Genomic DNA, 17,327 nt, shown 5'->3' with positions numbered 1-17,327 from the left:
GAACGACACGGTGCACCATGAGCATTCCCGCACTTTCCCTCGACAAGGTCACCTGCACCTTTGTCTCGCGCGATGACCGCAGCCAGCGCTATACCGCGGTCAAGGACGTCACGCTGTCGATCCAGCCTGGCGAGTTCGTCTCGGTGGTCGGCCCGACCGGCTGCGGCAAGTCGACGCTGCTGAATGTCGGCGCCGGCCTGCTGGAGCCCTCCAGCGGCGAGGTACGCGTGTTCGGCGAGCCGCTGCGCAGCATCAACCGGCGCGCCGGCTACATGTTCCAGACCGAGGCGCTGATGCCGTGGCGCAGCGCGCTCGACAACGTCGTCGCGGGGCTCGAATTCCGCGGCGTGGCGCGCGCCGAGGCCGTACGGCAGGGCGAGGAATGGCTGCGCCGCGTGGGCCTGGGCGGTTTCGGCGACCGTTATCCGCACCAGCTCTCGGGAGGCATGCGCAAGCGCGTGGCGCTGGCGCAGACCCTGGTGCTGGACCCGGACATCATCCTGATGGACGAGCCGTTCTCCGCGCTCGATATCCAGACTCGGCAGCTGATGGAAAACGAGGTGCTGGACCTGTGGGCCGCCAAGCGCAAGGCCGTGCTGTTCATCACCCACGACCTCGACGAGGCCATCGCCATGAGCGACCGCGTGGTGGTGTTGTCGGCGGGTCCGGCCACGCATCCCATCGGCGAGTTCGCCATCGACCTGCCGCGCCCGCGCGACGTGGCCGAGATCCGCAACCACCCGCGCTTTGTCGAACTGCACGCCGCGATCTGGGACGTGCTGCGCGAGGAAGTGCTCAAGGGCTATGCGCAACAGCGCAAGGTGGCCTGAGCCGCCCGATCATAAAGAGACCTCAATCCGATGGCATTCCGTTACGACTCCAAGGGCATGCTGCGCGTGTGGCAGCTGCTCGTGCTGGTGGTGATCCTCGGCGTGTGGCACGTGGCCACGCGCTCGCAGCAGGTTGCCTTCTTCTTCGGCGAACCGCTGATGGTCACGCAGCGGATCTGGAACTGGTTTTTCATCGAGCGCGATATCTACCTGCACCTGGGCGTGACGCTGCTCGAGACCGTGCTGGCCTTCGGCATCGGCACGCTGGCGGGCCTTGGCGTGGGCCTGTGGCTGGCGCTGAGCCCGATGACTTCGGCGATCCTCGATCCCTACGTCAAGGCGATGAACTCGATGCCGCGCGTGATCCTGGCGCCGATCTTCGCGGTGTGGTTCGGGCTGGGCATCTGGTCGAAGGTGGCGCTGGCGGTGACGCTGGTGTTCTTTATCGTCTTCTTCAACGTCTACCAGGGCGTCAAGGAAGTGAGTCCGGTGGTGCTCGCCAACGCGCGCATGCTGGGCGCCAACCAGCATCAGCTGCTGCGCCACGTGTATCTGCCGAGTGCGACCAGCTGGGTGTTTTCGTCGCTGCATACCTCGGTGGGGCTGGCCTTTGTCGGTGCGGTGGTGGGCGAGTACCTGGGCTCGGCGCGCGGCGTAGGCTACCTGATCCTGCAGGCCGAGGGCACCTTCGACATCAACACGGTGTTCGCCGGCATCGTGGTGCTGACGGCGTTTGCCCTGATGCTGGATTGGATGGTCGGCATCGGCGAGAAGCGGCTGATGAAGTGGCAGCCCAGGAGCGGGGAGACGGAGAAGCTCTGACCTCCGAATCCGCGCTGGTCTGCTCCCCTCTGCCGCTCGCGGGAGAGGGGGCAGGGCGCCCGCCACCGGTGCCTGCTTCAGGACACGCTCAGGACATGATCACGGCACGATCACGATCTTGCCGGTCACCTTGCGCGCTTCCATGTCCTTGAGCGCCTGCGGTGCCTGTTCCAGCGGATAGCGCGCCGAGATATGCGGGCGGATCTTGCCTTCCTTCATCCAGCCCAGCATCTGCGCCATGTTGGCCTGGTTGGCCTTGGGCTCGCGGCGCACGAAATCGCCCCAGAACACGCCCACCAGCGACGCCCCCTTCAGCAGCGCCAGGTTCAGCGGCAGCTTCGGGATCTCGCCATTGGCAAAACCCACCACCAGGTAACGGCCGCGCCAGCCGATCGAGCGGAACGCCGGCTCGGCATAGATGCCGCCCACCGGGTCGTAGACGACATCCGGGCCCTTGCCGTCGGTCAGCGCCTTGACGCGCTCGCGCAGGTCTTCGGTGCTGTAGTTGATCAGCGCATCGGCACCATGTTCCTTGCACACCGCCAGCTTTTCGTCGGTCGAGGCGGCGGCGATCACGCGCGCGCCGATGGCCTTGCCGATCTCGATCGCCGCGATGCCCACGCCGCCGGCCGCGCCCAGCACCAGCATGGTCTGGCCCGCCTTCAGTTCGCCGCGGTCGATCACCGCATGGTGCGAGGTGCCGTAGGTCAGCGTGAAGGCCGCGGCGGTCTCGAAGTCGATGCCCGGCGGCATCGGCACCACCGAGGCGGCGGGCGCCTTGGCCTGCGTGGCAAATGCGCCGTTGCCCAGGTAAGCGATGACCTTGTCGCCCGGCTTGACGTGGGTGACGCCTTCGCCCACCGCATTGACCACGCCGGCCAGTTCTGAGCCGGGGCTGAACGGCAGCGCAGGCTTGGCCTGGTATTTGTTCTGGATGATGAGAACATCCGGGAAGTTGACCGCGGCCGCCTTCACGTCGATGACCACTTCGCCCGCGCCCGGCACCAGGTCAGGCAGGGTTTCGACGGTCAGCGAATCAGGGGGGCCCCAGGCTTTGCACAGTACGGCTTTCATCTTGTCTCCGTTCGATATGTGTGGCATTCGTGTGGCATTCCGCACCAGTCAAGCTTATGCGGGCGGGCAGGGCAAGTGTAGCGTACAAATAGCACGGTCGTTCTGTTCCATGCCGAAGGCGCTGGGTCGGTTATTTGCGCCCTGCATACCGGGTCGCGGAACGCACCGGAACGCAACGCCGGCGCGGCGCGCGGGGCGCTTGCGCGGGCCGCGCTCAGGTACAATCGCGCCATGCATATCCTCCTTGCCAACGATGACGGTTATCTCGCGCCGGGACTGGCCGTTCTGCATGCTGCGCTCGCCCCGCTGGGCCGGATCACGGTCATTGCTCCGGAGCAGAACCATAGCGGCGCGTCCAACTCGCTGACGCTGCAGCGCCCGCTCTCGATCTACGAAGCGCGCGAAGGCGTGCAGAAGGGATTCCGCTTCGTCAACGGCACGCCGACCGACTGCGTGCATATCGCGCTGACCGGGCTGCTCGAAGAGAAGCCCGACCTGGTGGTGTCCGGCATCAACCAGGGGCAGAACATGGGCGAGGACGTGCTGTATTCCGGCACCGTCGCCGCCGCCATAGAAGGCTACCTGCTCGGCATCCCGTCGGTAGCCTTCTCTCAGGTCGATAAGGGCTGGGAGCATCTCGACGCAGCCGCGCGCGTAGCGCGCACCGTGGTGGAGCGCATCATCGCGCGTCCACAGGCCGAGCCCTTCCTGCTCAACGTCAATATTCCCAGCCTGCCATTCGAACACATCAAGGGCTATCGCGCCACGCGCCTGGGCAAGCGCCATCCTTCGCAGCCGGTGATCACGCAGGTCAATCCGCGCGGCGACACCAACTACTGGATCGGACCGGCCGGTGACGCGCGCGATGCCAGCGAAGGCACGGACTTCCATGCCACCGCCGCCGGCTATGTCTCGCTGACGCCGTTGCAGCTCGACCTGACCCATCGCGGACAGCTCGACGCGCTCGACCAGTGGCTGAAATAGGCAGCCGCTTCGCAGTGTCGCGCCCCCGATGAGTTCCACGCCCCGACGCAACAAGTTCCCCCTGCCGCTGGACGCGGTCGTTGAACGCAAGCCCGCACCGGCCCGCACCGCCGGCATGCCTGCCGTAGACGCCCGGCGCACGGGAACGTCCGCAGCGCCGCCGAAACCGGCCAAGGCAAGGCTGCCCCGTACCGCGGCGCCGGCGCCGGCGCCCGCACCCGCGAGCGCCGTGGAGCAGCGCGCCTCGGCGGCCACGGCCGGTGGGGGCGGCATGGCGTCCGCGCGCGCGCGCGCCGCGCTGGCGGCCCGGCTGCACGCCAGCGGCATCCGTGACGAGCGCGTGCTGTCGGCTATCGCTACGGTGCCGCGCCACCTGTTTGTAGAGCCGGGGCTGGCGTCGCAGGCGTATGAAGACGCCGCGTTGCCGATTGGCCACCAGCAGACCATTTCCAAGCCATCGGTGGTGGCGCGCATGATCGAGCTGCTGCGCGACGGCCTGGCCGCCGACACGCCGCTGGAGCGCGTGCTGGAGATCGGCACCGGTTGCGGCTACCAGGCCGCTGTGCTGAGCCAGGTAGCGCGCGAAGTCTTCTCGATCGAGCGCATCCGGCCGTTGCACGAGCAGGCCAAGGCGAACCTGCGCCCGCTGCGCGTACCCAACCTGCGCCTGCACTATGGCGACGGCATGCTCGGCCTGCCCCAGGCGGCACCGTTCTCGGCCATCATCCTGGCCGCCGCCGGCATGGAGGTGCCACAGGCGCTGCTGGAGCAACTGGAAGTAGGCGGGCGGCTGATCGCCCCGGTGGCCGTGGTGCCGCCGGCGGGCGTGCCCGGCCAGACCGTGACGCAGCAGTTGCTGCTGATCGAGCGGCGCAACCGCCATCGCTTTCACAGAACCGCGCTTGAAGCCGTTTTCTTTGTGCCCTTAAAATCGGGCACCATCTGAGTCGAACTATGCACAACATCGTGAAATCGCAATATTTCGCACGCGCCGGTCAACTTTTTACGGCTTCCGCGCTGACGGCCCTGCTGGCCGCATGCGCCAATTCGCCGATGCCGGCCCCTGTCGTTGACCGCACCTCCATCTCGGGCGCCGCCGCCGCGTCGACGGAACCAGCCCCGCCGGGATACTATCGGGTCAAGCGAGGCGATACGCTTTATCGAATCGCCCTGGAAAACGGCCAGTCGTACCGCGATGTGGCCACCTGGAACAACCTGTCCAACGTGAACCAGATCGAAGTTGGCCAGTTGTTGCGCATCGTGCCGCCAGGTGCCGACGTCAACACTGCGCCCGGGGTTTCCACTACGCCGATCGCCCCGGCCACGGTGCAGGCCCAGCCGATCGACCAGGCGCGCCCGCCGGGCGCGCCTGTGCCTCCGCCGGCAGCCGCAGCGCCGGCGCCGGCGCCGGCAACGCCCGCGGCAGCGGCCGCCACCTCGGCCGCACCGGTTGCGGATGGGGCGATGAAGCTGGCCTGGCCGGCGACCGGCCAGATGGTTGCCAAATTCGATGACAAGGGTAATAAAGGCATCGATATTGCGGGCAAGAAGGGCGACGCGGTATTGGCCGCCGATGATGGCCGAGTGATTCACGTTGGCCCCTTGCGCGGCTACGGGAATCTTGTCATCATCAAACACAACGAGACATTTCTTACTGCGTACGGGCACAACGAAAAGGTGCTCGTGACAGAGCAATCGGCGGTTCGCAAGGGCCAGAAGATTGCGGAGATGGGCAACAGTGATACCGACCGGGTGAAGCTTCACTTCGAAGTTCGCAAGAACGGAAAACCGGTTGATCCGATGCGGTACCTGCCGCCACAGTGAGGGTTCATGCCACGCCAGAAAACTGTCTCTTCCGGAACAACTGTCAGTAGGGCTCGCCGTCCCAAGCAGCCGGAAGTGAAGGCTGGTGTGGCACATCCCGACGAGCACGCCGACGCGCAAGCATTCGAGCCGGATCTTGCTGCCGAGCTGATTCCCGTGACCGACGAGCCGATCGCCACGTCCACTTCGGTGGGCCTGCGCGAAGCGGACCTGCTCGCCGACGACAATGACCGCCATCTGCGCGAAGACGACGATGACGAGTCTGAGGACGAGGAAGACAGCGAAGGCGAGAACGGCAGCGACGGCGCAGCAGCGGAACACGACGACTTCCGCACGGTGCTGCATACCGAGCTGGCCGCCGACACCGTCCAGCATTACCTGAACCGCATCAGCATCAAGCCGCTGTTGTCCGCGCCGGAGGAACTGCATTTCTCCACGCTGGCCAAGGACGGCGACTTTGCCGCGCGCCAGGTCATGATCGAGCGCAACCTGCGGCTGGTGGTCAGCATCGCCAAGGGTTACCTCAATCGCGGCGTGCCGCTGCTCGACCTGATCGAGGAAGGCAACCTCGGCCTGATGCACGCAATCGAGAAATTCGATCCGTCGCGCGGGTTCCGCTTCTCGACCTATGCAACCTGGTGGATCCGCCAGAGCATCGAGCGCGCCATCATGAACCAGGCCCGCACCGTTCGCCTGCCGGTGCACGTGATCCGCGAACTGAACCAGGTGCTGCGTGCCAAGCGCCATCTGGAGAAGGGCGGCACGGACGGGCGCGACGCCAGCCTGGAAGACATCGCCCACCTGCTGGGCAAGACGCCGGACGAAGTGCAGGACGTCCTGGCACTCAACGAACATACCACCTCGCTCGATACGCCGTTCGACCTCGATCCCGGCTCGAGCCTCCTGGATTTCCTCTCCGACGAGCACAATGCCGCCCCTGACCAGGAGGTGGCGCACCGCGAGCTGGAAGGGCTGATGAAGCTCTGGCTTGCGCGCTTGTCGGAAAAGCATCGCTATGTGGTAGAGCGCCGCTTCGGCCTCAACCATATCGAGCCCGCCACGCTGGAAGAGCTTGCCGAGGAAATGGGCCTCACGCGCGAGCGCGTACGGCAGATCCAGCAGGAAGCGCTGGTCAAGCTCAAGCGGCATTTCGCTTCGCAAGGTGTCAGGAAGGACGCCGTTTTATGACCCCTGTGCTGGTATTCGACATCGAGACCATTCCCGATGTCGCCGGCCTGCGCCGTTTGCATGACCACCCCGATGCGATGAGCGACGGCGAAGTCGCCGAACACGCCTTCGCCGCCCGCCGCGAGAAAACCGGCAGCGATTTCCTGCCGCACTACCTGCAACGCGTTGCTGCAATTTCCTGCGTGCTGCGGCGCACGCATCGCGATGGCTCGGCGGTGTTCCACGTGGGTTCGCTCGGTGCCGCCGAGGACAACGAAGCCACGCTGATCCAGAAGTTCTACGAACTGATCGCCCGGTACAGCCCGCAACTGGTTTCATGGAACGGTGGCGGCTTCGACCTGCCCGTGCTGCATTACCGCGGCCTGGTCAACGGCGTCACCGCGCCGCGCTACTGGGAGATGGGCGAGGGCCGCGAGGACGACAGCCGCGACTTCAAGTGGAACAACTACATCAGCCGCTACCACATGCGGCACCTGGACCTGATGGACCTGCTGGCGATGTACCAGCCGCGCGCCAGCGCGCCGCTGGATGACCTGGCCAAGCTGTGCGGTTTCCCGGGCAAGATGGGGATGGATGGCAGCAAGGTCTGGCACGCTTACCAGGCCGGCCAGCTCGACGAGATCCGCGCCTATTGCGAGACCGACGTCGTCAACACCTACCTGATGTACTGCCGTTTCCAGCTGATGCGCGGGGGCATGTCGCCGCGCGAGTTCGACATGGAGATGGCGCTTGTCCAGGAATCGCTGGCGGAACTGCCCGGCGAACAGTGGATGGAATACCTGCAGGCCTTCCGCCTGCAGCGTCTCACGCCCGAAGTCGACGACTTCGAGGACTGATCGCGCCGGCATCCGCCGGCATGCGCCACGGCCTTACAGGTCCAGCGACAGCAGGATCGGCTGGTGGTCCGAGTCGGCGGAATCCGCGTTGACCTCGCAACGCCGGATCCGCGCGGCCAGATTGTCCGTGACGAGCATGAAATCGCAGGCGAATGGTGGCTCGGGCCATTGCTCCTTGTCATGGATGGCGCAGGTCGGTTCGTGCGGCTGGCCAGGATGCGCCTGCAGCCAGGCGTCGCGCCATGGCGTGGTGGCATCTTCGAACGGCTCCAGCATGCGGCGATAGGCAATGTCGTCGGGTTTGCTGTTGAAGTCGCCGCAGAGGATGGCCTCGGCGGGGCGCGGCTCCGGGGTGAACGGGCCGGGCCACTTTTCGCTACGGCCGGGGCGTCGCGCATGGTCGCAGGCCTGGGCATGCCAGTCGCGCAGCGCTTCGGCCTGCGCAGCGCGCTGAAGCGCCGAATAATACTCAAGGTGCGTGCAGATCACGCGCAGCCGCTGCGTACCGGCCTCCACGGTGACTTCCAGCGCCACGCGCGGCATCGACGCCACTTGCGGATCCGCCGGCCACGGCAATGCGTGGCGGAATACCTCGCGTACCGGTAGCCGCGTAGCAACCATGTTGCCAAATTGCTTGTGCGCGCCGTTGCGGTCGCGGCGGTCGACGCCCGACGCAAACAGCAAGTGGTAGCCTGGCAGCAGGGCTGTCAGCTCGGCCACCTGGTCGTCGCCCGGCTTGCCGCGCAGTTCACCGAAGCCGCGTGTGACTTCCTGCAGGCAGATCACGTCGGCATCGGCCATCGCGCGCAGGGTGTCCACCTGCCGCGCCAGGTCCACGCGCCCGTCCGCGCCGCGGCCCCATTGAATATTCCACGAAATCAGTTCCATGCAAGCCTCCATCGTTGACCCGACAGGTCTGGCATACAATCGCGCTTTCGTAAAACAATACGTCAGGTTTCATCTGGTGTCCCAAGCCGTGTCCTCCCCACAAGAAACGTCCGCCGTTGTGCCCGAAACAGCCGCATCGGGTGCCGCTCCCGCCGCAAAAGAGGCCCGTGGCCGTGGCAATGCCAGTGGCAATGCTCCCGCCGCCGACCCCGTGGTGTCTATCGACAGCCTCGACATGGAGGCGCGCGGCGTCGGCCGCCTGGTGAACGAGGACGGCACGCCTGGCAAGGTCATCTTTGTCGAAGGCGCACTGCCCGGAGAAACCGTCAGCTACCGCAGCTATCGCCGCAAGCCCAGCTACGAGCAGGCGCACCTTGGCGAAGTCCTGCAGGAATCGGTGATGCGCGTGAAGCCGGGCTGCCAGCATTTCGGCGTCTGCGGCGGGTGCTCCATGCAGCATCTGGATTCGCGCGCGCAACTGGCGATCAAGCAGCGTGTGCTGGAAGACAACCTGTGGCACCTCTCCAAGGTCAAGCCCGACGTGATGTTCAGGCCGATCGCCGGTCCGGACTGGGGCTACCGCTACCGTGCGCGCCTGACCGTGCGCCACGTGGTGAAGAAGGGCGGCGTGCTGGTGGGCTTCCATGAGCGCAAGAGCAGCTATGTCGCCGACATGACCCGCTGCGAAATCCTGCCGCCGCATGTGTCGGCGATGCTGGTGCCGCTGCGCGAACTGGTGGTCGGGCTGTCGATCCGCGATCGCATGCCGCAGATCGAGCTGGCCGTCGGGCAGGAAGTGACGGCGCTGGTGCTGCGCATCCTCGAGCCCCTGACCGACGCCGACAAGGACCTGCTGCGCGCCTTTGCCGATGCGTACAAGGTGCAGTTCTGGCTGCAGCCGAAGGGGCCGGACACGGTCTACCCGTTCTACCCGACCGACGTCGAGCTGGCCTATACGCTGCCGGAATTCGGCATCCGCATGCCGTTCAAGCCGACCGACTTCACGCAGGTGAACCACCAGATCAACCGCGTGCTGATCGGACGCGCGCTGCGCCTGCTGGACGCGAAGCCGGGCGACCGCCTGCTCGACCTGTTCTGCGGCATCGGCAATTTCACGCTGCCGCTGGCCACGCAGGGAAGGTCGGTGATGGGCATCGAAGGCAGCGAGGCGCTGACCACGCGCGCGCTGGCCAATGCGGAATACAACGGGCTGGCCGCCAGGACCGAGTTCGCGTGCCGCAACCTGTTCGAGGTCACGGCCGACGACATCGCCGCGCTGGGCCGCTTCGACCGCTGGCTGGTCGACCCGCCGCGCGAAGGCGCGCTCGCGGTGAGCAAGGCGCTCGGCGAACTGGCGCAGCAGGGCAGCGACGTGCTGCCGCGGCGCATCGTCTATGTGTCGTGCAGTCCCGCCACGCTGGCGCGCGATGCAGGCCTGCTGGTGCACGAGGCGGGCTACCGCCTGAGCGGCGCCGGCGTGGTCAATATGTTCCCGCACACGTCCCACGTGGAGTCGATCGCGGTGTTCGACCGCGACTGATCTTGCGGCGTGCCACCAAAGAAAAAGCCGGCCATCCGGCCGGCTTTTTCATGCCGCGGCGTTTACCGTCATTCCCGGTTGCCGCCGAAGATGCCCAGCAGCGCCAGCAGGTTGGCGAAGACGTTGTACACGTCCAGGTAGATCGCCAGCGTGGCGGTGATGTAGTTGGTCTCGCCGCCATTCACCACGCGCTGTACATCGAACAGGATGTACGCCGAGAAGATACCGATCGCGATCACCGACACCGTGATCATCAGCGCCGGCAGCTGCAGCCAGATATTGGCAACGCTGGCCAGGATCAGCAGGATCACGCCGACGAACAGGAATTTGCCCAGGCCGGAGAAATCGCGCTTGCTGACGGTGGCGATGGTCGCCATCGCGCCGAACACTGCCGCCGTGCCGCCAAAGGCGTACATGATCAGCGCCGGTCCGTTGGAAAACGTTAGCGTTGCGCTGATCAGGCGCGACAGCATCAGCCCCATGAAGAACGTGAACGCCAGCAACAGGACCACGCCCATGCTGCTGTTCTTGGTCTTCTCGATGGCGAAGAAGAACCCGAACGCGATAGCCAGGAACAGGATCAGCGACAAGCCGGGGCTGCCCGCCATGAAGCTGAAGCCGGTGGCCACGCCGACCCACGCACCGAGCACGGTGGGGATCATCGAGAGGGCCAGCAGCCAGTAAGTGTTGCGCAAGACCCGATTGCGAACGACGACGTCAGTGACGGTCGACGCACTGTTGCCGAAACCGTAGGTATTCAGCTTGTTATCCATGGTGACTCCTGTCTCAAAACGGTGAGGCGCCGGGCCTGTCCGAAAGAAAGAGAATTTTCGGATCGACCGCGGACGGAACCATCGTCAATGTGGCATCTGGTTGGCCGAATTGCAAGGGCGGGGTAATCCCGCGGGCACCCATGCCCCTGTTTCAGCCCATCCAGCGCTGCCTTCGTTTGACGGATGCGGGGGCGCCACGTTCCGGACATGACAAGGATGTAATGTGCAGCCAGTGCTACTTGCGGCGAGGATGTGCCTTTCGACCGGTTACACCTGTGCCAGAGCGGCCCAGACCCTCGAAAGGGTCATCGTCTTCGTGCTAGAATTGCATGTTTAATCCATTTGTAACCCCTTCATTTTTCGGAGTTTTTCATGGCGATCGAACGCACCCTGTCGATTATCAAGCCGGATGCCGTGGCCAAGAACGTCATTGGCCAGATCTACGCCCGTTTCGAGGCCGCCGGCCTGAAGATCGTTGCTGCCAAGATGGTGCACCTGTCGCGCGGCGAAGCCGAGCAATTCTATGCGGTCCACAAGGAGCGCCCGTTCTTCAAGGATCTGGTCGACTTCATGGTCTCGGGCCCGGTCATCATCCAGGCCCTGGAAGGCGAAAACGCTATCGCCAAGCACCGTGACCTGATGGGCGCCACCGACCCGAAGAAGGCCGACAAGGGCACCATCCGCGCCGACTTCGCCGACAGCATCGACGCCAACGCCGTGCACGGCTCGGACGCCGCGGAAACCGCTGCCGTGGAAATCGCCTTCTTCTTCCCGGGCATGAACGTCTACAGCCGCTGATTGGCTGCTGACTGAACTGAAGCTGAGTTTGCCGTCATGAACGATCTCGTCAACCTGCTCGACCTCGACGCGGACGCGCTCACTGCTTATTGCGGCGAGCTCGGCGAGAAGCCGTTCCGTGCGCGGCAACTGCAACGCTGGATCCACCACTACGGTGCCAGCCGCTTCGACGCCATGTCGGATCTCGCCAAGTCGCTGCGCGAAAAGCTCTCGACCCGGGCCGAGATCCGCGCGCCTGCCGCCATCACCGACAACCTGTCGGCCGACGGCACGCGCAAGTGGCTGCTCGACGTCGGCCAGGGCAACGCGGTGGAAACGGTGTACATCCCCGAGGAAACGCGTGGCACGCTGTGCGTCTCCTCGCAGGCGGGCTGCGCGGTCAACTGCCGCTTCTGCTCGACCGGCAAGCAGGGCTTCTCTCGCAACCTGACCACGGGCGAGATCATTGGCCAGCTGTGGATGGCGGAGTTCGCCATGCGCGAGCAACTGGGCCGTGGCCCCAAGGACGACCGCGTCATCTCCAACGTGGTGATGATGGGCATGGGCGAGCCGCTGCTGAACTACGATGCCGTGGTGCCGGCCATGCGGCTGATGCTGGACGACAACGCCTACGGCCTGTCGCGGCGCCGCGTGACGCTGTCCACCTCGGGCGTGGTGCCGATGATGGACCGGCTGTCGAAGGACCTGCCGGTGGCCCTTGCCGTGTCGCTGCACGCCTCCAACGACGCGCTGCGTGACGTGCTGGTGCCGCTGAACAAGAAGTACCCGCTGGCCGAACTGATGGCGGCATGCCGCCGCTACCTGGAATTCGCGCCGCGCGATTTCATTACTTTTGAATACTGCATGCTGGACGGCGTCAACGACGGTGTCGAGCATGCGCGGGAACTGCTGAAGCTTGTCGCCGACGTGCCGTGCAAGTTCAACCTGATCCCGTTCAACCCGTTCCCCGAGTCGGGCCTGAAGCGTTCCAACAACGAGCAGATCCGGCGCTTCGCGCAGGTGCTGATGGACGCGGGCATCGTGACCACCATTCGCAAGACGCGCGGCGATGATATCGACGCGGCTTGCGGGCAACTGGCCGGGGAAGTGAAGGACCGTACCCGCCTGGCCGAGCGCGGCAAGTTCGGCAAGATCACGCCACTGGTGCCGGTCAACAGCGCCGGCCAGCCTCGGGAGGCTCGCCCTGCATGATCCGTCTGATCGCTGCGGCCCTGTTCGGGCTGCTGATGTTGTCCGGCTGCCAGCTGCCGCACTCGCCGGCGCAGGATCTCCAGACCGCTTCCGACCAGACCGATGCAAGGCGCCGCGCCGGCATCCGGCTGCAGCTGGCCACCAACTATCTCGAGGCCGGCCAGAATGCGGTCGCGCTTGACGAGATCAAGCAGGCGATCGCCATCGATCCGTCGCTCGCGGATGCCTACCATGTGCGCGCGCTGATCTATATGAACATGAACGAGCAGGCGCTGGCCGACGACAGCTTCCGCACTGCGGTGTCGATGCGCGGCAACGACGGCGATCTGCTCAACAACTACGGCTGGTTCCTGTGCCAGTCGGGCCGATATGGCGACGCCGTGCCGATGCTGCAGCGCGCCGTGTCGGCGCCGTCGGCGGGTGGGCCGGTGAAGCCGCTGATCAGCCTGGGCGCGTGCGAGCTGCGTCGCGGCAACAGCGCCGAGGCGGAAAAGAACCTGAAGGCTGCGCTCGGCTACGACCGCAATAATCCGGTGGCAAACACCAATCTGGCACTGGTCTACTATCGGCGCGGCGATTTCGCGCAGGCCCGGCAGTATGCCCAGCGCGTCAACAGCAGCCAATTTGTCAGTGCGCAATCCCTCTGGCTGGGAGCGCGCATTGCACATCGCCAGGGCGATGGCCGCACGCAGGATGCGCTGGTCGCGCAGCTGCGCAGCCGCTTCCCCGATTCGCGTGAGTTGACCGCCTACGAACAAGGAGCATGGGATGAGTGAGCACGACCGCGCCGCAGGCCAGGCCGTACCGACGCAATATGTCGGCGGTGGCGCGCACGAAGGGGACCGTGAAGCCGCCGCGCGGGAGATCGGCGCGGCACTGACGCGCGAGCGCGAAGCGCAGCGGCTGTCGGTGGAAGACGTCAGCGCGCGCCTGAAAGTGGCGGCGCCGAAGCTGCGCGCGATCGAAGCCGGCGACCTGCAGGCGCTGCCTGACGTGACCTTCGCCAAGGGCGTGATGCGGGCCTACGCGCGCATGCTGCATGTCGATATCGACGCGCTGCTGGCGCGCTTCCAGCCGCCGGTGGCACAGGTGGCCGAGATTGCACGCCAGCGCGAGGGCAGCATCAATGCCGCATTCGACGACCGCAAGCGCTTCCGCACCGGCGGCGCGGGCGGCCGCTGGGTCTGGCTGGCGCTGGTCGCCGTGGTGCTGGCTGCCGGTGGCTGGTTTGGCCTGGACCACATCCGCCAGTGGATCGAGACGCGCAGCAGCGCGAGCGAGGCCGTGGCCACGGAAGAACATGCCGCCGCGCAATCGACCGAACCCGGCACGGTGACCGCGGCACTGCCGCCGGTGATGGCCGCCGCCGACTCGCCGGCGCCGTCGGCCGAGACCACGCCGGCCAGCGCCGTGGCGGCGCCTGCCGAGCCGGCATCGGCCGCGATTGTTGCGCCTGCTGTTGCGCCTGTTGTTGCGCCTTCTGCTGCCGCGCCTGCAGCGGCACCGGCAGCGCCGGCAGGCCAGGGCGAACTGCAGATGCGTTTTGCCGGCGACACCTGGTATGAAATCCGCGACAGCAGCGGCAAGATCGTGCTGGGCGGCACGGCCAAGGCCGGCCAGGCCGTGGCCGGTGGCGGCAAGGCCCCGTACAAGGTGGTGATCGGCAACGTCAAAGGTGTCGAGTCCTTGACGCGCAACGGCGAGGCGGTCGACCTGAAGGCAGCCAACCGCAACAACGTGGCGCGCCTGACGCTGCCCTGATCCGGGCCGGCGAGAGGTGCGGCGCAGTGCGTCTATGCAAGGTGGTAATGCTATGAACCAACAGCTCTGTCTCCCGGTCCTGCCCGGCTCGCTGCCGCGCCGCCAGACGCGCCAGGCGCGCGTCGTGTGGGGCGACAACGTGGTGACCATCGGCGGCGACGCTCCGGTGCGCGTGCAGTCGATGACCAACACGGACACGGTCGATGCCATCGGCACGGCGATCCAGGTCAAGGAACTGGCGCGCGCGGGTTCGGAGATCGTGCGCATCACGGTGAATACCCCCGAGGCGGCCGCCGCGGTGCCGTCGATCCGCGAACAGCTCGACCGCATGGGCGTCGATGTGCCGCTGGTGGGCGATTTCCACTACAACGGCCACAAGTTGCTGCAGGACTATCCGGCCTGCGCCGAGGCGCTGTCGAAGTACCGCATCAACCCGGGCAACGTGGGGCAGGGCGCCAAGCGCGATACGCAGTTCGCGCAGATGATCGAGATGGCGTGCCGTTACAACAAGCCGGTGCGCATCGGCGTGAACTGGGGCAGCCTCGACCAGGACCTGCTGGCGCGCATCATGGACGAGAACGCCTCGCGTGCCGAGCCGTGGCCGGCGCAGAGCGTGATGATCGAGGCGCTGATCACGTCGGCGATCGAGTCCGCGAAGAAGGCCGAGGAAATCGGCCTGCCGGGCAACCAGATCATCCTGTCGTGCAAGGTGTCACAGGTGCAGGAGCTGATCGCGGTCTACCGCGACCTGGCGCGCCGCTGCGAGTACGCGCTGCATCTGGGCCTGACCGAGGCGGGCATGGGCAGCAAGGGCATCGTCGCTTCCACCGCGGCGCTGTCGGTGCTGCTGCAGGAAGGCATCGGCGATACCGTCCGCATCTCGCTGACGCCGGAGCCCGGCGCCCCGCGCGAGAAGGAAGTTTATGTGGGGCAGGAAATCCTGCAGACCATGGGCCTGCGCAACTTCACCCCGATGGTGATTGCATGCCCGGGATGTGGCCGTACCACCAGCACGGTGTTCCAGGAGCTTGCGGCAAGCATCCAGACGTACCTGCGCGAGCAGATGCCGCATTGGAAAACCGCCTATCCGGGCGTCGAGGAGATGGATGTGGCCGTGATGGGCTGCATCGTCAACGGCCCGGGCGAGAGCAAGCACGCCAATATCGGCATTTCGCTGCCGGGCTCGGGCGAGTCGCCCGCGGCGCCGGTGTTCGTCGATGGCGTCAAGGTGAAGACGCTGCGTGGCGAGCGTATTGCCGAGGAATTCCAGGCGATTGTCGACGAGTACGTTCGCACGCATTACGGCCCGGGCGCTGCACGGGCCGATAAAGAAGTGGCAGCCTGAGCCGCACCGGCCAGGCCCGAGAAGCTGACAAGAACAGAATGACGCAATCCGATAACGCAGCCGCCGCCGGCGCTGCCAATACCGAACCGAAGGCTGAACCGAAGGCCGTGCAGAAGGTGAAGCCCGCCAAGGCCCTGCAGGGCGTGAAGGGCATGAACGACATGCTGCCGGCCGACGCGCCGCTGTGGGAGCATTTCGAGAATGCCGCACGCGCCATGCTGCGCGCCTACGGCTACCAGCAGTTGCGTACGCCGATCGTCGAGCACACGCAGTTGTTCGTGCGCGGCATCGGCGAGGTGACCGATATCGTCGAGAAGGAGATGTATTCCTTCACCGATGCGCTCAACGGCGAGCAACTGACGCTGCGTCCCGAAGGCACCGCCGCCGCCGTGCGCGCGACCATCGAACACAACCTGCTGTACGACGGCCCCAAGCGCCTGTGGTACACCGGCCCGATGTTCCGCCATGAGCGTCCGCAGCGTGGCCGCTATCGCCAGTTCCACCAACTGGGCGCCGAGGCACTGGGCTTCGCCGGTCCGGACGTCGACGCCGAGATCATCCTGATGTGCCAGCGCCTGTGGGACGACCTGGGCCTGGTCGGCGTGCGCCTGGAAATCAATTCGCTGGGACAGGCCGATGAGCGTGCCGCCCACCGCGAGGAGCTGATCAAGTACCTGGAAGGCTTCCAGGACATCCTGGACGAGGACAGCAAGCGCCGCCTGTACACCAACCCGCTGCGCGTGCTGGATACCAAGAATCCGGCGCTGCAGGAAATGGCCGCCAACGCACCCAAGCTGATCGACTTCCTGGGCGAAGAGTCGCTGGCGCACTTCGAGGGCGTGCAGCGCCTGCTCAAGGCCAACAACATCCCGTTCAAGATCAATCCGCGCCTGGTGCGCGGGCTGGACTACTACAACCTGACGGTATTCGAGTGGATCACCGACAAGCTCGGCGCGCAGGGCACCATCGCCGGCGGCGGCCGCTATGACCCGCTGATCGCGCAGATGGGCGGCAAGCCGGCACCGGCTTGCGGCTGGGCCATGGGCGTCGAGCGCATCATCGAGCTGATTCGCGAAGAGGGCGTTGTGCCCGACGCCGTCGGTTGCGATATCTACCTCGTGCACCAGGGCGAAGCCGCCGCGCAGCAGGCCATGATCGCGGCCGAGCGGCTGCGCGACGCCGGCCTCGACGTGGTGCTGCATGCCAGCGCCGATGGCAAGGGCGGCAGCTTCAAGTCGCAGATGAAGCGTGCCGATGCAAGCGGCGCGGCCTATGCCGTTATCATTGGCGACGACGAAGTGGCCGCTGGCGTGGTCCAGATCAAGGAACTTCGCCAGCGCGATCAGGCCGAAGGCGGTGGGCAACAAGCCACCGTGCAGGCCGACGGCCTGGTCGACTACCTGATCGACGCCATGGTCGGCGCCAGCGACTAAGCGCGCACTGACCACACCGTCATCCAAGACGCCCGTATCC

17 protein-coding genes are annotated in these 17,327 nt (G+C 65.9%); 14 read left to right on the top strand and 3 right to left on the bottom strand.

Annotation, left to right across the window (positions count from 1 at the left end; genetic code table 11):
• Nucleotides 1–17 precede the first annotated feature (17 nt).
• Entirely contained in the window at nucleotides 18–830 is an 813-nt protein-coding gene (locus tag LPA45_RS10915) for an ABC transporter ATP-binding protein (RefSeq protein ID WP_317923940.1), read from the top strand.
• 30 nt (nucleotides 831–860) lie between these two features.
• Entirely contained in the window at nucleotides 861–1,652 is a 792-nt protein-coding gene (locus LPA45_RS10910; protein WP_317923936.1) for an ABC transporter permease, read from the top strand.
• A 99-nt stretch (nucleotides 1,653–1,751) separates the two neighbouring features.
• Here LPA45_RS10910 and LPA45_RS10905 read toward each other — a convergent pair whose 3' ends face one another.
• The gene (locus tag LPA45_RS10905; RefSeq protein WP_116320375.1) at nucleotides 1,752–2,726 is read right to left on the bottom strand and encodes an NADPH:quinone oxidoreductase family protein; all 975 of its coding nucleotides are present in this window, start codon (nucleotides 2,724–2,726) and stop codon (nucleotides 1,752–1,754) included.
• 231 nt (nucleotides 2,727–2,957) lie between these two features.
• On the opposite strand from LPA45_RS10905, the gene surE reads away from it, so the two are divergent.
• Genes surE through LPA45_RS10880 form a run of 5 tightly spaced genes read left to right on the top strand, consistent with a single transcriptional unit; the run spans nucleotide 2,958 to nucleotide 7,558 of the window.
• Entirely contained in the window at nucleotides 2,958–3,710 is a 753-nt protein-coding gene (gene surE / locus LPA45_RS10900) for a 5'/3'-nucleotidase SurE (RefSeq protein WP_116320376.1), read from the top strand.
• Nucleotides 3,711–3,738: 28 nt separating this feature from the next.
• Nucleotides 3,739–4,656, top strand: a complete 918-nt coding sequence (locus LPA45_RS10895) for a protein-L-isoaspartate(D-aspartate) O-methyltransferase (RefSeq protein ID WP_116320377.1) — start codon at nucleotides 3,739–3,741, stop codon at nucleotides 4,654–4,656.
• Between the two features lie 8 nt (nucleotides 4,657–4,664).
• A complete protein-coding gene (locus LPA45_RS10890; RefSeq protein WP_317923932.1) occupies nucleotides 4,665–5,534 on the top strand; it encodes a peptidoglycan DD-metalloendopeptidase family protein in 870 nt (289 codons plus the stop codon).
• A 6-nt stretch (nucleotides 5,535–5,540) separates the two neighbouring features.
• Nucleotides 5,541–6,722 (top strand): RNA polymerase sigma factor RpoS, encoded by a 1,182-nt coding sequence (gene rpoS / locus LPA45_RS10885; protein ID WP_116320379.1) that lies wholly within the window; start codon nucleotides 5,541–5,543, stop codon nucleotides 6,720–6,722.
• The gene (locus LPA45_RS10880; RefSeq protein WP_116320380.1) at nucleotides 6,719–7,558 is read left to right on the top strand and encodes a 3'-5' exonuclease; all 840 of its coding nucleotides are present in this window, start codon (nucleotides 6,719–6,721) and stop codon (nucleotides 7,556–7,558) included. Before rpoS ends, LPA45_RS10880 begins: the two co-directional genes overlap by 4 nt.
• Nucleotides 7,559–7,591: 33 nt before the next feature.
• On the opposite strand, the gene LPA45_RS10875 is transcribed toward LPA45_RS10880, so the two are convergent.
• Nucleotides 7,592–8,446 carry an endonuclease/exonuclease/phosphatase family protein gene (locus LPA45_RS10875; protein ID WP_317923929.1) on the bottom strand — a complete coding sequence of 285 codons (855 nt, stop codon included), beginning with the start codon at nucleotides 8,444–8,446 and terminating at the stop codon, nucleotides 7,592–7,594.
• Between the two features lie 235 nt (nucleotides 8,447–8,681).
• Here LPA45_RS10875 and rlmD point away from each other — a divergent pair, with 235 nt between their 5' ends.
• Nucleotides 8,682–9,986 (top strand): 23S rRNA (uracil(1939)-C(5))-methyltransferase RlmD, encoded by a 1,305-nt coding sequence (gene rlmD, locus LPA45_RS10870; protein WP_317923988.1) that lies wholly within the window; start codon nucleotides 8,682–8,684, stop codon nucleotides 9,984–9,986.
• Nucleotides 9,987–10,054: 68 nt separating this feature from the next.
• Here rlmD and LPA45_RS10865 read toward each other — a convergent pair whose 3' ends face one another.
• Nucleotides 10,055–10,759, bottom strand: coding sequence for a Bax inhibitor-1/YccA family protein (locus LPA45_RS10865; RefSeq protein ID WP_317923927.1), 705 nt, complete (start codon nucleotides 10,757–10,759; stop codon nucleotides 10,055–10,057).
• Nucleotides 10,760–11,131: 372 nt separating this feature from the next.
• Here LPA45_RS10865 and ndk point away from each other — a divergent pair, with 372 nt between their 5' ends.
• Genes ndk through hisS form a run of 6 tightly spaced genes read left to right on the top strand, consistent with a single transcriptional unit; the run spans nucleotide 11,132 to nucleotide 17,287 of the window.
• Complete coding sequence (ndk, locus tag LPA45_RS10860) at nucleotides 11,132–11,557, top strand: nucleoside-diphosphate kinase (RefSeq protein ID WP_116320384.1); 426 nt, start codon at nucleotides 11,132–11,134, stop codon at nucleotides 11,555–11,557.
• A 36-nt stretch (nucleotides 11,558–11,593) separates the two neighbouring features.
• The gene (gene rlmN, locus LPA45_RS10855) at nucleotides 11,594–12,748 is read left to right on the top strand and encodes a 23S rRNA (adenine(2503)-C(2))-methyltransferase RlmN (protein ID WP_317923925.1); all 1,155 of its coding nucleotides are present in this window, start codon (nucleotides 11,594–11,596) and stop codon (nucleotides 12,746–12,748) included.
• Nucleotides 12,745–13,524 carry a type IV pilus biogenesis/stability protein PilW gene (gene pilW, locus LPA45_RS10850; RefSeq protein WP_116320386.1) on the top strand — a complete coding sequence of 260 codons (780 nt, stop codon included), beginning with the start codon at nucleotides 12,745–12,747 and terminating at the stop codon, nucleotides 13,522–13,524. Before rlmN ends, pilW begins: the two co-directional genes overlap by 4 nt.
• Nucleotides 13,517–14,509 carry a RodZ domain-containing protein gene (locus LPA45_RS10845; RefSeq protein ID WP_116320387.1) on the top strand — a complete coding sequence of 331 codons (993 nt, stop codon included), beginning with the start codon at nucleotides 13,517–13,519 and terminating at the stop codon, nucleotides 14,507–14,509. Before pilW ends, LPA45_RS10845 begins: the two co-directional genes overlap by 8 nt.
• A gap of 52 nt (nucleotides 14,510–14,561) precedes the next feature.
• Entirely contained in the window at nucleotides 14,562–15,854 is a 1,293-nt protein-coding gene (gene ispG / locus LPA45_RS10840; RefSeq protein WP_116320388.1) for a flavodoxin-dependent (E)-4-hydroxy-3-methylbut-2-enyl-diphosphate synthase, read from the top strand.
• A gap of 38 nt (nucleotides 15,855–15,892) precedes the next feature.
• Nucleotides 15,893–17,287: a histidine--tRNA ligase gene (gene hisS / locus LPA45_RS10835; RefSeq protein ID WP_317923921.1), complete on the top strand. Its 1,395-nt coding sequence runs from the start codon at nucleotides 15,893–15,895 to the stop codon at nucleotides 17,285–17,287.
• The last annotated feature ends 40 nt before the right edge of the window (nucleotides 17,288–17,327 follow it).

Origin of the sequence: Cupriavidus sp. Agwp_2 (assembly GCF_040784895.1) — a bacterium.
Classification (GTDB): Bacteria; Pseudomonadota; Gammaproteobacteria; order Burkholderiales; family Burkholderiaceae; genus Cupriavidus.
The sequence above is the reverse complement of the archived record's forward strand: the minus strand, read 5'-3'. Positions and strand labels throughout refer to the sequence as shown.

Bases quoted from the DNA above. Each gene is read 5' to 3' on its own strand.
- LPA45_RS10895 (WP_116320377.1), top strand. From the start codon at position 3,739: ATGAGTTCCACGCCCCGACGCAACAAGTTCCCCCTGCCGCTGGACGCG.
- rpoS (WP_116320379.1), top strand. From the start codon at position 5,541: ATGCCACGCCAGAAAACTGTCTCTTCCGGAACAACTGTCAGTAGGGCT.
- hisS (WP_317923921.1), top strand. From the start codon at position 15,893: ATGACGCAATCCGATAACGCAGCCGCCGCCGGCGCTGCCAATACCGAA.
- LPA45_RS10875 (WP_317923929.1), bottom strand. From the start codon at position 8,446: ATGGAACTGATTTCGTGGAATATTCAATGGGGCCGCGGCGCGGACGGG.
- rlmD (WP_317923988.1), top strand. From the start codon at position 8,682: ATGGAGGCGCGCGGCGTCGGCCGCCTGGTGAACGAGGACGGCACGCCT.
- LPA45_RS10915 (WP_317923940.1), top strand. From the start codon at position 18: ATGAGCATTCCCGCACTTTCCCTCGACAAGGTCACCTGCACCTTTGTC.
- ndk (WP_116320384.1), top strand. From the start codon at position 11,132: ATGGCGATCGAACGCACCCTGTCGATTATCAAGCCGGATGCCGTGGCC.
- LPA45_RS10910 (WP_317923936.1), top strand. From the start codon at position 861: ATGGCATTCCGTTACGACTCCAAGGGCATGCTGCGCGTGTGGCAGCTG.
- pilW (WP_116320386.1), top strand. From the start codon at position 12,745: ATGATCCGTCTGATCGCTGCGGCCCTGTTCGGGCTGCTGATGTTGTCC.
- surE (WP_116320376.1), top strand. From the start codon at position 2,958: ATGCATATCCTCCTTGCCAACGATGACGGTTATCTCGCGCCGGGACTG.
- rlmN (WP_317923925.1), top strand. From the start codon at position 11,594: ATGAACGATCTCGTCAACCTGCTCGACCTCGACGCGGACGCGCTCACT.
- LPA45_RS10865 (WP_317923927.1), bottom strand. From the start codon at position 10,759: ATGGATAACAAGCTGAATACCTACGGTTTCGGCAACAGTGCGTCGACC.
- LPA45_RS10880 (WP_116320380.1), top strand. From the start codon at position 6,719: ATGACCCCTGTGCTGGTATTCGACATCGAGACCATTCCCGATGTCGCC.
- LPA45_RS10845 (WP_116320387.1), top strand. From the start codon at position 13,517: ATGAGTGAGCACGACCGCGCCGCAGGCCAGGCCGTACCGACGCAATAT.
- ispG (WP_116320388.1), top strand. From the start codon at position 14,562: ATGAACCAACAGCTCTGTCTCCCGGTCCTGCCCGGCTCGCTGCCGCGC.
- LPA45_RS10905 (WP_116320375.1), bottom strand. From the start codon at position 2,726: ATGAAAGCCGTACTGTGCAAAGCCTGGGGCCCCCCTGATTCGCTGACC.
- LPA45_RS10890 (WP_317923932.1), top strand. From the start codon at position 4,665: ATGCACAACATCGTGAAATCGCAATATTTCGCACGCGCCGGTCAACTT.